14 protein-coding genes and 1 pseudogene are annotated in these 15,076 nt (G+C 69.0%); 9 read left to right on the top strand and 6 right to left on the bottom strand.

Translation table 11 applies throughout. The annotated features are described in order from the left end of the window. The first annotated feature begins 214 nt into the window (after positions 1-214). Positions 215-751 carry a GcrA family cell cycle regulator gene (locus AAHF99_RS26115; RefSeq protein ID WP_342167260.1) on the top strand — a complete coding sequence of 179 codons (537 nt, stop codon included), beginning with the start codon at positions 215-217 and terminating at the stop codon, positions 749-751. Here AAHF99_RS26115 and AAHF99_RS26120 read toward each other — a convergent pair. Beyond that, a complete protein-coding gene (locus AAHF99_RS26120) occupies positions 748-1,686 on the bottom strand; it encodes a TAXI family TRAP transporter solute-binding subunit (RefSeq protein ID WP_342167261.1) in 939 nt (312 codons plus the stop codon). The two genes, AAHF99_RS26115 and AAHF99_RS26120, sit on opposite strands and share 4 nt — an antisense overlap. Positions 1,687-1,924: 238 nt before the next feature. Between AAHF99_RS26120 and cysK the strand changes: the two genes are divergently transcribed. The 4 genes from cysK (at position 1,925) to AAHF99_RS26140 (ending at position 3,761) form a co-directional block, all read left to right on the top strand. Beyond that, positions 1,925-2,899: a cysteine synthase A gene (gene cysK, locus AAHF99_RS26125; RefSeq protein WP_342167262.1), complete on the top strand. Its 975-nt coding sequence runs from the start codon at positions 1,925-1,927 to the stop codon at positions 2,897-2,899. Positions 2,900-2,993: 94 nt separating this feature from the next. After that, entirely contained in the window at positions 2,994-3,311 is a 318-nt protein-coding gene (locus AAHF99_RS26130) for a hypothetical protein (RefSeq protein WP_342167263.1), read from the top strand. Continuing rightward, entirely contained in the window at positions 3,311-3,625 is a 315-nt protein-coding gene (locus AAHF99_RS26135) for a hypothetical protein (protein WP_342167264.1), read from the top strand. The genes AAHF99_RS26130 and AAHF99_RS26135 overlap by 1 nt, the downstream gene beginning before the upstream one ends. Beyond that, complete coding sequence (locus AAHF99_RS26140) at positions 3,618-3,761, top strand: hypothetical protein (protein ID WP_342167265.1); 144 nt, start codon at positions 3,618-3,620, stop codon at positions 3,759-3,761. Before AAHF99_RS26135 ends, AAHF99_RS26140 begins: the two co-directional genes overlap by 8 nt. A gap of 47 nt (positions 3,762-3,808) precedes the next feature. On the opposite strand, the gene typA is transcribed toward AAHF99_RS26140, so the two are convergent. After that, on the bottom strand, positions 3,809-5,626 hold the full coding sequence (typA, locus tag AAHF99_RS26145) for a translational GTPase TypA (RefSeq protein WP_342167266.1): 1,818 nt from the start codon (positions 5,624-5,626) through the stop codon (positions 3,809-3,811). 263 nt (positions 5,627-5,889) lie between these two features. Between typA and AAHF99_RS26150 the strand changes: the two genes are divergently transcribed. Together AAHF99_RS26150 and AAHF99_RS26155 are read left to right on the top strand one after the other, a co-directional pair. Next, positions 5,890-8,535, top strand: a complete 2,646-nt coding sequence (locus AAHF99_RS26150) for an ABC transporter transmembrane domain-containing protein (RefSeq protein WP_342167267.1) — start codon at positions 5,890-5,892, stop codon at positions 8,533-8,535. A 58-nt stretch (positions 8,536-8,593) separates the two neighbouring features. Further along, positions 8,594-9,997 carry a cytochrome P450 gene (locus AAHF99_RS26155; protein WP_342167268.1) on the top strand — a complete coding sequence of 468 codons (1,404 nt, stop codon included), beginning with the start codon at positions 8,594-8,596 and terminating at the stop codon, positions 9,995-9,997. A gap of 35 nt (positions 9,998-10,032) precedes the next feature. Here AAHF99_RS26155 and minE read toward each other — a convergent pair whose 3' ends face one another. From minE to minC, 3 genes are read right to left on the bottom strand one after another with little or no spacing between them, the layout of a single operon-like run. Further along, positions 10,033-10,353: a cell division topological specificity factor MinE gene (minE, locus tag AAHF99_RS26160; protein WP_342167269.1), complete on the bottom strand. Its 321-nt coding sequence runs from the start codon at positions 10,351-10,353 to the stop codon at positions 10,033-10,035. Next, a complete protein-coding gene (minD, locus tag AAHF99_RS26165; protein WP_243952051.1) occupies positions 10,350-11,165 on the bottom strand; it encodes a septum site-determining protein MinD in 816 nt (271 codons plus the stop codon). The genes minE and minD overlap by 4 nt, the downstream gene beginning before the upstream one ends. A 13-nt stretch (positions 11,166-11,178) precedes the next feature. Further along, positions 11,179-11,907, bottom strand: a complete 729-nt coding sequence (minC, locus tag AAHF99_RS26170; protein ID WP_412759959.1) for a septum site-determining protein MinC — start codon at positions 11,905-11,907, stop codon at positions 11,179-11,181. 322 nt (positions 11,908-12,229) lie between these two features. On the opposite strand from minC, the gene AAHF99_RS26175 reads away from it, so the two are divergent. Then, positions 12,230-13,075 carry a formate/nitrite transporter family protein gene (locus AAHF99_RS26175; RefSeq protein ID WP_243952049.1) on the top strand — a complete coding sequence of 282 codons (846 nt, stop codon included), beginning with the start codon at positions 12,230-12,232 and terminating at the stop codon, positions 13,073-13,075. Positions 13,076-13,134: 59 nt separating this feature from the next. Beyond that, complete coding sequence (locus AAHF99_RS26180; protein ID WP_342167271.1) at positions 13,135-14,865, top strand: protein kinase domain-containing protein; 1,731 nt, start codon at positions 13,135-13,137, stop codon at positions 14,863-14,865. Between the two features lie 85 nt (positions 14,866-14,950). On the opposite strand, the pseudogene AAHF99_RS26185 reads toward AAHF99_RS26180, so the two are convergent. Next, positions 14,951-15,076 (bottom strand): annotated as a pseudogene (locus AAHF99_RS26185) (IS481 family transposase); the annotation flags it as partial.

A 15,076-nucleotide genomic window follows, 5' to 3' on the forward strand; every position in this document is an offset into this window, starting at 1 on the left:
ATCCCCCGTGCCCCTGCGTCCCGCCCGAGTCTTGGCGGTGGACAGCCCCGATGGCGCCCGAAATGCGTGGGTCCGCCGCCCTTGCAACGGCTGCGAACGGCGTCGTAGGGTCTAGGGGACGGCTCGGAGAGACACGGTGTCGCACTGGCCCGGCTTCCGCTGGCCGGCTCGGACGCGTCGCGTGCGCCGCTGGGCGAGGGGTCGGAGGGGGACGATGGAAGCGGGCCTTAGCTGGACGGAAGAGCGCGTCGCGCTGCTTCGCCGCCTGTGGGAGGACGGCCAGAGCGCCAGCAAGATCGCTGCGCAGCTTGGCGGGGTGACGCGCAATGCCGTCATTGGGAAAGTCCACCGTCTCGGGCTGGCCGGTCGGGTGAAGTCCGGTGAGGACACGCCCATCGTCGCCCTGAAAACCGCCGAGGCCGAGAAGCCGGCTATCGTGGCGGCCGCGCCGGAGCCGGCCGTCGTCATCTCGCATCGTCCCGCCCCGGAATTCCCGCAGGCAACAGCGCCCGCTCCCGTGGCTGCGTCGGCTTCGGAGCCGGCCGCCATCGCCGTGTCCCAGCGGGTCACGATCATGGATCTGCGCGAATCCATGTGCCGCTGGCCGCTCGGCGATCCGACCACGCCGGAATTCCGCTTCTGCGGCGCCCGGTCCATCACCGGCCTGCCCTACTGCACGCACCACGCCGAGATCGCTTACCAGCCGGCGACCGAGCGGAAGCGCGACCGCCGCGCGGCCGGCTTCCGCTAGCGCCCTGCCCTCGCCTCGGCGAGGTAGCGGCGCGTCCCCTCGTTGAGCGCGGCCGGCGGCACGAGGCCGTCGAGCCCGCGCGGGTCGCTCTCGCCGCCCTGCGGATGGCGGGCGCGCATCTCGCCATTGGCCTTCGCCAGGGTGCCGACGATCCGGTAGGCGGCGTCGGGCGGGAAGCCCGGTCGGGCCAGGATGAAACTCCACGACCCCACGGTTGCGACCGGGCTATCCTGACCCAGGAAGCTGCCGGCCGGCACGGTGAGACGCCGCAGGGCCGGGTCTCTCGCGACGACTTTCGTCATGGCCTCCTCGGAGGGGCCGATGAAGCGTGCGCCGCCGGGCGCCTTGGCCACGGCGACGAAGCCCGGCCAGCCGATCCCCCCACCCCAGAGGGCAGCCACCCGCCCATCGAGCACCATCGCCGGGCCATCCCCGGCATGATCGAGGAGGATCGGGCGAATGTCCCGCTCGGGATCGAGGCCAGCGGCGGCGAGCACCGCGCGGCCCATCACGGTCAGCCCGGAATTGTGCGTGCCCAGCGCCACCGGCTGGCCCCGCAGGTCGGCGACCGATCGCAACGGGGAATCGGCCCGCAGGACGAACAGGCCGGGGGTCGCGTACATCGGGGCCAGCACGGTTAGGCCGTCGCCCCGGTCGAGGGCCGGATAGGCGTAGGCGCCCTGGACGAGGGCGAGATCGACCTCGCCCCGCGACAGCAGTCCAAGATTTTCCGCCGAGCCGCCGCTGGGGCGCGTCTCGATCACGACGTCGGGCTCCACCGCGTGAACCGAGGCGGCGAAGGCATCACCGAAGGCCGGGAAGCCGCCGCCGGGTGTGGCGGTGGCGAGCGTGACCCGCAACACCTCGGCCCGTGCCGGAGACACCGCGAGGGCCGCCAGCAGCGCGAGGCCGGTTCGGCGGGTGGGGTGCATCATGGCCGACCTCTCAAGAAGGATTTTCTACCAGCGCCGGACGATCAAATCAGTTTCTTCCACGAAGAGGCTTAATCCCCCGCCACAATAAAATGATTTGGCGGACAAGGCACTTACGACGATTGCCCGATCCATTTCGAGCGTCTATCGCAGGCCTCGGCGCGGATGCGAAAGCCCCCCACCCCCTTGGCATGGGGCTTTCGCATCCGACATCGGTAGGAACGCAGACAGGAAGCACGCGATGGCCGATTCCCTCAACGCGCCGGCCAAGGTCGGCCACGGTCGCATCTACGGTTCGATCACCGAGACCATCGGCAACACGCCGCTCGTGAAACTGAACCGCCTGCCCAAGGAGCACGGCGTCGATGCCGAAATCCTTCTGAAGCTCGAATTCTTTAACCCGATCGCGAGCGTCAAGGACCGCATCGGGGTCAACATGATCGATGCGCTTGAAGCCTCGGGCAAGCTACAGCCCGGCGGCACGCTGGTGGAGCCGACCTCCGGCAACACCGGCATCGCGCTGGCCTTCACCGCCGCCGCGCGGGGCTACCGGCTGATCCTGGTGATGCCGGAGACGATGTCGATCGAGCGGCGCAAGATGCTCGCCTTCCTCGGCGCCGAGCTCGCCCTCACCCCCGGCCCGCAGGGCATGAAGGGCGCCATCGCCAAGGCCGAGGAACTCCTGCGGGAGATCCCCGGTGCGGTGATGCCGCAGCAATTCTCGAACCCCGCCAACCCGGACATCCACCGCCGCACCACAGCCGAGGAGATCTGGGCCGACACGAACGGCAAGCTCGATGCCTTCGTGGCCGGCGTCGGCACCGGCGGCACGATCACCGGCGTGTCCGAGGTGCTGAAGCCGCGCCTGCCCGGTCTGAAGGTCTTCGCGGTGGAGCCGGTGGATTCGCCGGTCATCTCCGGCGGTCAGCCCGGCCCGCACAAGATCCAGGGCATCGGCGCCGGCTTCATCCCCGAGAACCTGCACACCGACGTGCTCGACGGCGTGCTCAAGGTCTCGAACGAGACCGCGTTCGAGACGGCCCGCGCCCTCGCCAGGCTGGAAGGCATCCCCGGCGGCATCTCGACCGGCGGCAACGTCGCGGCGGCCCTCGAACTGGCCAAGCGGCCGGAATTCCAGGGCAAGCGCATCGTCACGATCGCCTGCTCCTTCGCCGAGCGCTACATCTCGTCCGCCTTGTTCGACGGGATCGGCTAGTCCGCCCCTCTGCGGCCCGGTGCTCCGCGCCGGGCCGCAACGATCATCCGCCGGCCCCGTTGTCCCGCATATCAGGGACACGTGAGAGGCCATCATGGCGGACACCAATCAGCGTCAGTCGCTCAAGGACTTCGACGCCTATGCCGACCGCAACGGTCAGGATCTGGGGCAGGATTCGCCCCTGGATGTCGGCCTCCCGCAGCGGACGCAGGCCGACCTGAAGAGCGATCCCTCGGGTGAGGCCGAAACCGCCCGGATCGCTTCGGGCACGCCCGGCGAGGACGCCACCGACGCCACCGAAGCGGAGACCCCGCCGGAGAACCTGCGCCGCCTGCGCGGTGAGGATTCGTCCGCGTCCGAGGCCATCGACCGGGCGACCGCCTCGGTCGGCCAGGACGATGGGAAGCGCTGATGCCGCGCGAGACCAGCGAATCAGGCACCGTCACCCGCAAGCCCGACGACAAGGTCGGCTCGTCCGGCTCGGCACCGGCCGGCGGCGGCCATCAGACCGCACAGCAGGCCGAGATCACCGGCATGGGCAGCGGCGGCAAGGACGAATCGGACCGTCAGAAGGACATGAGCGGCGGCGCGGCGGGTGCGTCCCCGCCGGCCATCGGCGGCTCGTCCGGCGGGCATTCCGATCAGACAGCGTCGCGCGGCCCTGAAGCCGGCGAGAAGGTGGCCGGAGGACATTCCCGAGCGGAGAGGAGAGACGGCGATGAGTAGTGAGCGCGAGACGTCCGAAGACCGGCCGAAAAACACCGCCCCCGATGCGGTGAAGGACCCGAACGAGAAGACGAGCGGGAAGCCGGGCGAAGGCCCGAAGGGCCAAAAGGGCGAGACCGACCCCGGCGGCAGCTGATGGAAAAAACCCCCGGAGCGCTCGGCGCTCCGGGGGGTTTTTGTCACTCAGGCTTCCTTGGAGCGCTCGGCGCGCTTGCGGTCGTTCGGGTCGAGGACCGTCTTGCGCAGGCGGATGGACTTCGGCGTGACTTCCATCAGCTCGTCGTCCTGAACCCAGGCGAGCGACTTTTCCAGCGTCATGCGAATCGGCGGGGTCAGGCGCACCGCTTCGTCCTTCGAGGTCGTGCGGATGTTGGTGAGCTTCTTGCCCTTCAGCACGTTCACCTCGAGATCGTTCTCGCGGTTGTGCTCGCCGACGATCATGCCCTGGTAAACCTTCGCGCCGGGCTCGATCATCATCGGGCCACGATCCTCGAGGTTCCACATGGCGTAGGCCACGGCCTCACCTTTGTCGTTCGAGATCAGCACGCCGTTGCGGCGGCCGGGGATCTCGCCCTTGAAGGGCTCATAGGCCTTGAACAGGCGGTTCATGATCGCCGTGCCGCGCGTGTCGGTCATCAGCTCGCCCTGGTAGCCGATGAGGCCACGGGTCGGGGCGTGGAAGACGAGGCGCAGGCGATCACCGCCCGACGGCCGCATCTCGATCATCTCGGCCTTCCGCTCGGACATCTTCTGAACGACGACGCCCGAGTGCTCCTCGTCCACGTCGATGACGACTTCCTCGACTGGCTCCAAGAGCTCGCCGGCCTCGTCCTTCTCGAAGACCACGCGCGGACGCGACACGGCGATCTCGAAGCCCTCGCGGCGCATGGTCTCGATGAGGATGGCGAGCTGCAATTCGCCACGGCCGGAGACGTAGAACGAATCCTTGTCGGCGGCTTCCTCGATCTTCAGCGTGACGTTGCCTTCGGCCTCCTTGAACAGGCGGTCGCGGATCATGCGGCTCGTTACCTTGTCGCCCTCGGTACCGGCGAGGGGCGAATCGTTCACGATGAACGACATGGTGACGGTCGGCGGGTCGATCGGCTGGGCCTGGATCGGCTCGTTCACCGACGGATCGCAGAACGTGTCGGCCACCGTGCCCTTCATGAGGCCGGCGATGGAGACGATGTCACCCGCCTCGCCCACGTCGATGGGCGCGCGCTCCAGGCCACGGAAGGCCAGGATCTTCGAGACGCGGCCGGTTTCCACGACCTTGCCCTCGCGGTCGAGGACCTTGATCGACTGATTCGGCTTCACCGTGCCGGAGGCGATCCGCCCGGTGATGATGCGGCCGAGGAACGGGTTGGCCTCGAGCAGGGTGCCGAGCATCCGGAACGGGCCGGGCTCGGTCCTGGCCGGCGGCACATGCTTCAACACGAGGTCGAACAGCGGGGCGAGCCCTTCCTCGGGATCGGCCTCAGGCGACAGGCCCATCCAGCCGTTGCGGCCGGACCCGTACAGGATCGGGAAGTCGAGCTGTTCGTCGGTGGCGTCGAGGGCGGCGAAGAGGTCGAACACCTCGTTCACGACCTCGTTGATGCGGGCGTCCGGCCGGTCGACCTTGTTCACCGCCACGATGGGGCGAAGGCCGATCTTCAGGGCCTTGCCGACCACGAACTTGGTCTGCGGCATCGGCCCCTCGGCGGCGTCGACCAGCACGATCACGCCGTCGACCATCGAGAGGATGCGCTCCACCTCGCCGCCGAAATCGGCGTGGCCGGGGGTGTCCACCACGTTGACGCGGGTGTCCTTCCAGACGACCGAGGTCGCCTTGGCCAGGATGGTGATGCCCCGTTCCTTCTCCAGGTCGTTCGAATCCATGGCGCGTTCTTCGACGCGCTGGTTTTCGCGGAAGGTGCCAGACTGCTGCAGCAGTTTGTCGACCAGGGTGGTTTTCCCGTGGTCGACGTGGGCGATGATGGCGATGTTGCGCAGGTCCATGGCCGGGTTCACGCTCGGTGGCCCTGGCTGTGACGGAGCACCGGACGACATCATGTCGTCCGCCCCGGGCCATGGGCAGATGTGTGGCGGTTGCGCTGCAATAGAGAGACACACCGCTTACGGCAAGCCCACGCAGCGAAACGGGCGGCTTTTCGCGGGGGAGGCATGCGGTTCGGCACGCGACGCCCCGGAGTTGCGCTATAAATAGGGCGCGTCGCGGTCAGCGTACGGGTGTCGCGCAGCCCAACGACGAGAAGGACGTCATGCGCGAGCTCGAGCCGCGGCTGTTCTCCTACATCTGGCGCCATTCGAAGCGGGATCAGGTTGCGATCTGCGCCGTCGTTCTGGTGTCGCTGCCGTTCTATTTCGCCTCGCTCGATCTGCCGAAGCGCATCGTCAACGATGCGATCACCGGCCGCGCCTTCTCGCACGGCCAGGATACGGCGACGTTCCTCGAGATCAAGGTCGATTGGCCCGCCTTCCTCGGCGGGGGGCGGACGGAACTGTTCGACGGCTTCCAGGTGGACCGGCTCGAACTGCTGCTCGGCCTGTCGCTCCTGTTCCTCGGCCTCGTGATCGTGAATGGGGCCTTCAAGTTCTGGATCAACCTACAGAAGGGCATCCTCGGCGAGCGGATGCTGCGCCGGCTGCGCTTCCAGCTCTTCGCCCTGATGCTGCGCTTCACCCCGGAGGCGCAGAGCGAGGTCAAATCCTCCGAGACCGCCACGATCATCCGCGATGAGGTCGAGCCCATCGGGTCCTTCATCGGCGACGCCATCGTGGTGCCGGCCCAACTCGGCACGCAGGCCCTCACCGCGCTGGCCTTCATCCTGATGCAGAACGTCTGGCTCGGCCTCGTGGCCGGGGGGATGGTCGGCGTGCAGATGACGGTGATTCCCCGTCTGCGGCGCCAGATCATCGTGCTGAGCCGCAAGCGGCAGATCGCATCGCGCGCCTTCGCCGGGCGGGTGGCCGAGGTGCTGGACGGCCTGCCCGCCGTGACACTGAACAACACCGGCCGCTGGGAGCGGGCCGAGATCGGCGGTCGCCTCTACTCCCTGTACGACCTGCGCCTGCGGATCTACCGGCGCAAGTTCGCGGTGAAGTACCTGAACAACCTGCTCGCGCAGGTCACGCCGTTCCTGTTCTACGCCATCGGCGGCATCTTCGCGTTGAGGGGTGAACTCGACATCGGCCAGCTGGTCGCCGTCCTCGCGGCCTATCGCGATCTGCCCCCTCCCCTGAAGGAGCTGATCGATTGGGATCAGCAGCGCCTGGACGTCGAGGTGAAGTACGAGACGGTCGCCGCGCATTTCGGGCCCGACCGCCTCACACCCTATCAGGACGATGGCGGCCCGAGCCTCACGCTGGGTTCACCGCTCTCGGCTGAGGGTCTTGTCCTGCGCGATCCGCGCGGCGGCTCGGCCGTCGATGTCGGCACCGTCGAGATCGCCCTGCCCGCGAAGGTCGCCTTGGTGCCGCCGGGGCCAATCGCCCAGGAATTCGCCCTGGTGCTCGCCGGGCTGCAGGTCGCGCGCGGGGGGACGATGCGGGTCGGCCCCTACGATCTCGCCACCCTGCCGCGCTCGATCTTCTCGTCGCGCGTCGCCTTCGCCGGCATCACGCCCGTGCTGTTCCCCGGCTCGATCCGCGACAACCTGCTCTACGGGCTGCGCGTCAAACCCCTCTCCAGCCGCCGGCTCGATTTCACGAAGCAGCGGATCCGCGAGGCGATCCAGACCGGCAACCCCCTCGACAGCATCTCCGACCCCTGGATCGACTACGACGCCCTGGGCGTCGGGGATGCGGACGGGCTCGACGCGCGTCTCGTGGACATCCTGACCCGGTTGGGTCTGGGCGACGATCTCTACCGCTACGGGCTCGGCGCCCTGAGTTCGGTGAGCCACGATTCGGAAGTAGGACAGCGGGTCATCGGCGCCCGCGAGCACCTGCGCGAGCATTTCGAGCGGCAGGGCTTGGCGGGGCTCGTGATCCCGTTCTCGCGCGGCGCCTACAACGAGCAGGCCACCCTCGGCGAGAACCTGCTGTTCGGTGTCCCGCGCGATCCCGCGCTGACCGAGCCCCTGCGGCTCGCGGCGTTGCCGCCCTTCCGCATGGCGCTGGCGCGGGCCCGCCTGCTCGAAGACCTCGACCGGATGGGCGTCGAGATCGCCCGGAACCTCAGCGAGATCTTCAAAGACGTGCCCCCCGGCCATCCGCTGTTCCGGCGCTTCTCCCTCATCACGCCGGAGATGGTGCCGGATTACGACGCCCGGCTCACCCGCCTTACTGCCACCGGCCGCCTCACCGAGAAGGACAGCGAAGCGTTCCTGGCTCTCGCCTTAGCCTATATCGAGCCGCGCATGCGCTTCGGCCTCCTCAACCCGATCCTCAAGGCGCGGATCGTCGGAGCGCGGGGCATCGTGCAGGACGCAATGAACGGGGAGGAGAATTGCGACATCGAAACCTACGACCCCACCCGCATCAATCCCCGCGCCAGCGTGCTCGACAACGTTCTGTTCGGCCGCATTGACACGGCGCGAATGCATGGTGAGGAGATCATCCAGCGCGAGGTGCTGGCCGTCTGCCGCGAGTTCGACCTTGAGAACGGCATCCGCCGCCGGGGCCTCGAACGGCAGGTCGGCAATCGCGGAATCTTGCTGCCCGAGCGGGTGCGGGTGCGCCTCGGCCTGACGCGCGCCCTGCTGCGCCAGCCGGAGATCCTCGTGGTGGACCGCGTTACCGACCATCTCGAAGGCGGGGCCGCCACGCTGTTGAAGGTGGTGGAGGACATCGCGCCGCGCGCGAGCGTCATCGCCTCCGTCTCCGGCGACGCCGAGACGGCCCTGTTCCCCGACACCCTGCGCGTGGAGCAGACGGCCGAGCCGCTGCGAAACGCGGCCGAATGACTCGCGGGCGTTTACTCTCGCGCCCGCCTCAGCCATCACCCTCGCCCTGATGGACACGATGCCGATGGAAGCCGCCCCCACTGGCCGCGAGGCCGCCGAGCGTGCGCCGCGGATGGTGCCACCGCGCCGGGAGCCGCCCGCGCGCGACCTCTCCCTGCCGGCCTATCTGCGCTCGATCCGCGACAACGGCCTGATCGGCTTCCCCAAGGCCGCCTTCGAGGAAACCGTCACCCGTCGCGGGCTGCTCGGCCGCTCCAGCTTCATCTTCAGCGACCCGGATGCGATCCGCCGCGTCCTCGTGGAGAACCAAGCGAATTACGCCCGCACCGTCGGCACCACGCGCATTCTCCGGCCGATCCTCGGCGACGGGCTCCTCATCAGCGAGGGGTCCGCGTGGCGCCACCAGCGGCGGACGCTCGCCCCCGCCTTCACGCCCCGCGCCATCGACGGGCTCATGCCGCATATCGACCGGGCGGTGATCGACGGGATCGCCGCCCTGCGCCCCCGGGCGGCGGAAGGGCCCATCGACCTGTTCGGCGCCTTCCACAGCCTGGCCCTCGACATCGCCGGCCGCTCGATGTTCTCCGTGGGGATGGACCGGCAGGGTCCGGCGCTGCGCGCCTTCATCGCGGAATACAGCGAGCGGATCGGCCGTCCGCACGTCCTCGACGTGCTGATGCCGCCGGGCTGGCCCGCGCCGCTCGATTGGCCCCGCGCCCGCTTCCGGCGGCGCTGGATTCCCTTCCTCGATTCGCTGATCGCGGCCCGGGCCGAAGAGGCCGCGAACCATAGGGGCGACCTCCTCGACCTGCTGGTCGCCGCGCGCAGCCCGGAGACGGGGGAGCCGTTCACCCTCCGCGAATTGCGCGATCAGGTCGCGACCATGATCCTCGCGGGCCACGAGACCACGGCGGGCACGCTGTTCTGGGCGAGCTACATGCTGGCGCTGTTCCCCGAGGTGCAGGAGCGCGTCGCCGCCGAGGCGCGCGCGGCCGACCTGACCGACCCGACCGGCAGCCATGCGGACGGACGCCTGCCGCTGACCCGCGCGGTGATCGACGAGACGCTGAGGCTTTACCCGGCGGCCTTCGTGGTGGTGCGGCGGGCGCTGGCGGCGGACGTGGCGGCGGGCCATGCGATCCGCAAGGAAGACATCGTCATCGTCAGCCCCTGGGTGCTGCACCGGCACCGCAAGCTCTGGGACGATCCGGATGCGTTCGATCCGAGCCGCTTCCTGCCCGGCCGCCCGGCCCCGGCGCGGTTCAGCTACCTGCCCTTCGGCGCCGGTCCGCGCGTCTGCATCGGCGCGCAATTCGCGCTGAGCGAGGCGGTTCTGGCGCTCGCCCGCCTCTGCGCTGCCTTCCGCATCGAGAAAGTCGACGACACGCCGATCCTGCCGGCGGCGGTCGTGACGACGCAGCCCGAAAACCCAGGGGCCTTCAGGCTGCATTCGCGCGATTGAAGCCCCTCCCCCGCGAGGGGAAGGGGCGCGGAGGCTTACGCCGCCTTCTTCGTGCTCTGCTTGGCCACTTCGGCAAGCTTGCTCGCGAGCTTCGCATCGAGCTTGGCCGAGGCACCGAGGGGAAGCTCGATGTCGAGGCCGAGCGTCGAGACACCCGCGCCGCGCTCCAGCGTGACCTTCACCTTGTCGGGCTCCACCGCGACATGGTTGGCGATCACCGCCAGGATCTCCTCGCGGAGCTGGATCACGAGGTCCGGGCGACCGGATTCGGCGCGTTCATGGGCAAGGATCAGCTGGAGCCGGTCGCGAGCGACCGCGCTCGACGTGCGCTTCTGGAAGATCCCAAGGATGCTCATGCCGCCCTCCGCATGAAGAGCTTGTCGAGGAAGGACTTGCGCTCGGTGGGGAGCACCATCGGCACGTCCTCGCCCCGGAGCCGCTTTGCCGCGTCGGCGTAGGCGCGGGCCGGGGCGCAGAGGGGGTTGTTCAGCGTCACCGGGCAGCCGACGTTGGAGGCGCGGAGCACTTCCTGGCTTTCCGGGATGATCGCGAGCAGCGGGATCGAGAGGATCTCGAGCACGTCCTCGGTCTTCAGCATGTCGCCCCGGTCGGCGCGGGTCGGGTCGTAGCGGGTGAGGATCAGGTGCTTCTCCATCTCCTCGCCGCGCTCGGCCTTGGCCGTCTTGGAGTCGAGCAGGCCGATGATCCGGTCGGAGTCGCGCACCGAGGAGACCTCGGGGTTCGTGACGACGATGGCGACGTCGGCGTGGTGCATGGCGAGCTGGGCACCGCGCTCGATGCCGGCCGGCGAGTCGCAGACGACCCAGTCGAACTTCGCGCGAAGCTCGTCCATGACCCGGGCCACGCCCTCGTCGGTCAGGGCATCCTTGTCGCGGGTCTGCGAGGCCGGGAGCAGGTGCAGACCTTCGAGGCGCTTGTCCTTGATGAGGGCCTGCGGGAGCTTGGCGTCCCCGTTCACGACGTTGATGAGATCGTAGACCACCCGGCGCTCGGCCCCCATGACGAGGTCGAGGTTACGCAGGCCGACGTCGAAATCGACGACGCACACGCTCTGGCCACCCTGCGCGAGGGCCGCTCCGAGGGCAGCGGTGGTCGTCGTCTTGCCGACGCCGCCCTTGCCCGATGTGACGACGAGAACCTTTGCCACGCGTCGCTCTCCCTTAATCCAGCTTAGCCAGTTTCATGGTGCCGCCATCGAGCCAGACCTGAGCGGCCATGCCGCGCAGAGCCGATCCCATGTCCTCCGCAGTCCGCACGAGGCGGTCGATCCCCAGCAGCTCGGGCTCGAACTTGCGGCAGTAGATTCGGGCGCGTGGGTTGCGGGCGGCGCCGGCGATGGCGCGCCCCCGCAGGGCGCCGTAAACGTGGATGGAGCCGCCGGCGAGAACCTCGGCCCCGGAGGAGACGTGGCCCATCACGGTCACGTCCCCGGTGGGGTTGACGATGCTCTGCCCGGAGCGGATCGACCCCTCGACGGTGATCGAGGTGACGAGCAGCGGCTCGGGTTCGGCGGGCACGGCCGGGACCTCGATGCAGGCGCCGGGGCGCCCCTGCAGGAGGATCGGCGGCAGGCCCTCGCCCGCTTGGTCCGACCCCTCGATGCCGAGGACGCGGATGTCGCGACCGCGCAGCTCGTCGAGCAGGCCCTGGAGATCATCCAGGGACGGCTTCAGCTCCGCGAGGTCGAGGATCAGGGCCCGGCCCTTCAACAGGGTCGGCGACCGCTTCAGCGCGAGGTCGAGACCGGCGAGCCAGTCTCCGACCGGGGGCTCCGGCGTCAACGCCAGGGCCTTGAAAACCCGGCCGCGGAAGCTCAGCGGCCGGAGGGTCACCCGCGGCTCTGCAGCGGCGGGCTCTCGAATGATCGGCTCTGGTGAAGCTGCGCTCATGGCCGCCTGTTAACAGTCCTTACCGGACCATTGACGGCGGGTATGGTTACCGAAGGGTTAAGTTTGTGATCCTCCCGGCAAATTTTGCCGGGATCCTTGGATCGTCCTCCGCCAGCCGCCGATGCCACTTCCTGTTGCATGAACGCGACAGGTATTTCCTGCGGCATCCCATGCCGGAAATGGGCTCGCTCCTTGCTTCGAGGCCGACGGCGCCTGGCGATCACGGCAGGAGGCGGCCGGTCAGGCCGTCGCTCGGACACTCCGTCAACGTCGATGGGACCCCGAAGCGCCGCCGATCGCACACGATTTAGTAGGAGACACGATGGCTTACCTGGCACCTTCAGAATTCGCCGTGAAAATGGTCGATGCCGGCGAGGCGAAAGTTTTCATGTCGACGCGCGACACCCTCATCCGCGCGTACATGGCCGGCGCGATCCTGGCGCTCGCCGCCGTCTTCGCCGTGACGATCACCCAGCAGACCGGCCAGCCGATCGTCGGCGCCGCCCTGTTCCCGGTCGGCTTCTGCATGCTCTATCTGCTAGGCTTCGACCTTCTGACCGGCGTGTTCGTGCTGGCGCCGCTGGCCCTCCTCGACAAGCGCCCCGGCGTCACCGTCGGCGGCGTGCTGCGCAACTGGGGCCTCGTCTTCGTGGGCAACTTCCTCGGCGCGCTCACCGTGGCCTTCATGATGGCCTGCGTCTTCACCTACGGCTTCACCAGCCCGCCCGATAAGACCGCCGAGTTCATCTCGAACATCGGTGAGAAGCGCACCCTCGGCTACGCCGCCCACGGCTTCGGCGGCTGGATGACGCTGTTCCTGCGCGGGATGCTCTGCAACTGGATGGTCTCCACCGGCGTCGTCGGCGCGATGATCTCGACCCACGTGAGCGGCAAGGTGATCGCCATGTGGATGCCGATCATGCTGTTCTTCTTCATGACCTTCGAGCACTCGGTCGTGAACATGTTCCTGTTCCCGTCGGGCCTGATGCTCGGCGCGAAGTTCTCCATCATGGACTACTTCCTCTGGAACGAGATCCCGACCGTGCTCGGCAACCTCGTGGGCGGCCTCGCCTTCACCGGCCTGACCCTCTACTCGACCCATGTGCGCACGGCGCCGAAGCGCCCGCTCCCGGCCTCCGCCGAGGGCGTCCGCCGCCTCGCCGCGTAAGGGTTGTCAGCAGTACGGCGCCCCGGACCACCTCCGGGGCGCCGCCTCACGGTCGGGCGATGACGCGGACACTGACGGTCACGATCGGCCAGCACAGCGAGCGCGGCCGCAAGGACGAGAACCAGGACTTCCACGGCGCCCTCGTGCCGGAAGGCCCCGCCCTCAGGCTCAAGGGCATCGCGGCGCTCGTCGCGGACGGAATCAGCAGCAGCGCGCTGGGCGCGATGGCGAGCGAGACCGCCGTCAAGAGCTTCCTCTCCGACTACTACGCCACCCCGGATTCCTGGACCGTGCGCAACGCCGCCAAGCGCGTGCTCGCCGCGACCAATTCCTGGCTCCATGCCGAGACCCGCCGGGCGGCGGCCCCCGGCGACTCCGACCGGGGCTGCGTGACGACGCTCACCGCCCTCGTCCTGCGCTCGCGCACCGCCCACGTCTTCCATTGCGGCGACAGCCGCCTCTGCCGCCTCGCCGGCCGCTCCCTCGAACAGATCACCGAGGACCACCGCGTGGTCATCTCCTCGCAGGAGAGCTACCTCGGCCGGGCGCTCGGGGCCGACGCCCATGTCGAGATCGAGTGCACCACGGTGCCGGTGCAGGCCGGCGACGTCTTCCTCCTCACGACCGATGGCGTGCACGAGCATGTGCGGCCGCGCGACATTGCCGAGGCCGTGAACGCGGCCGGCGACGATTTACAGGGCGCGGCCCGGCGGATCGTAGATGCTGCCTACGAAGCAGGCAGCGGCGACAATCTGACGGCACTGATCGTTCGGGTGGATAGCCTGCCGGACGGCGAGCCCGGCGAGGTGATGGGCGAGGTCGGCGACCTGCCGCCCGCGCCCCTCCTCGACCCGCCGACGCGGTTCGAGGGCTACGACATCCTGCGGCGGCTCCATGCGGGCGGGCGCGGCCATGTCTATCTCGCCACCGACCGCGAGACCGGCGCGCGCGTCGCCCTGAAGGTGCCCGGCCTCGAACTGCGCGGCGACCGCGACTACCTGCGCCACTTCATGATGGAAGAGTGGATCGCCCGGCGGCTCGACAGCCCACACGTCCTCAAGGCGCATGACGGCCGCACCCCGCGTGGCCACCTCTACACGGTGATGCGCTACGTCGAGGGCCGCACCCTCGCCCAGTGGATGTCCGACCGGAGCGAGCCCGATCTGGAAAGCGTGCGCGGGATCGTGGAGCAGATCGCACGGGGCCTTCAGGCCTTCCACCGCCGGGAGATGGTCCATGGCGACCTCCGGCCGGAGAACGTGCTGATCGACGCGGCCGGCACGGTGCAGATCATCGATTTCGGCGCGACCCGCGTCGCCGGCCTCGTGGAAGAGGGCGGGCGCACGGACGACGCCCTGCCGCAGGGCGCCGTGCAGTACACCGCGCCGGAATGCTTTCTTGGCTACCCGCCCTCGCCGGGTTCGGACATCTTTGCGCTCGGCATCCTCGCCTACCAGATGCTCACCGGCCGCCTCCCCTATGGCGGCGAGGCCGCCCGCGCCCGCACGGCCGGGAGGCAGAAGCGCCTACGCTACGTCTCCGCGCGCCACGCGCGGCCCCTCCTGCCGGCCTGGGTCGATGGCGCCTTGCGCCGGGCGACGCATCCCGACCCGCAGCGCCGCTACGAGGTGCTGTCCGAGTTCGTCCACGACCTGCGCCACCCGAACCCGGCCTTCACCGAGACGCGGGGCGTCCCGCTGATCGAGCGCGATCCGCTGCTGTTCTGGCGCGGCCTGTCACTGGTCCTGGGCGTGACGGTGATCGTGCTGCTGGCTTTGTTGGTCCGCTGAGAGCGTCGGCGGCGCGCGATCCCTGATCCGCCGAACCGGCTCAGGACGCATCAGACGTCAGACGCCGCGACGAAGCCGTGAGCGCCTAGATGTTTGGTCCCGGCATTTGGTGGAGCGGGTTTGACCTGAAGCGTTCGGGCTCGGCGGACCATGCTTTGCAGATAGCCTCGTAGGGCGTGAGGCCACGCAGGATCTTGAGGCGGCGGCCAAA

It is taken from the genome of Methylobacterium litchii (genome assembly GCF_038442315.1).
GTDB classification, from domain to species: Bacteria; Pseudomonadota; Alphaproteobacteria; order Rhizobiales; family Beijerinckiaceae; genus Methylobacterium; species Methylobacterium litchii.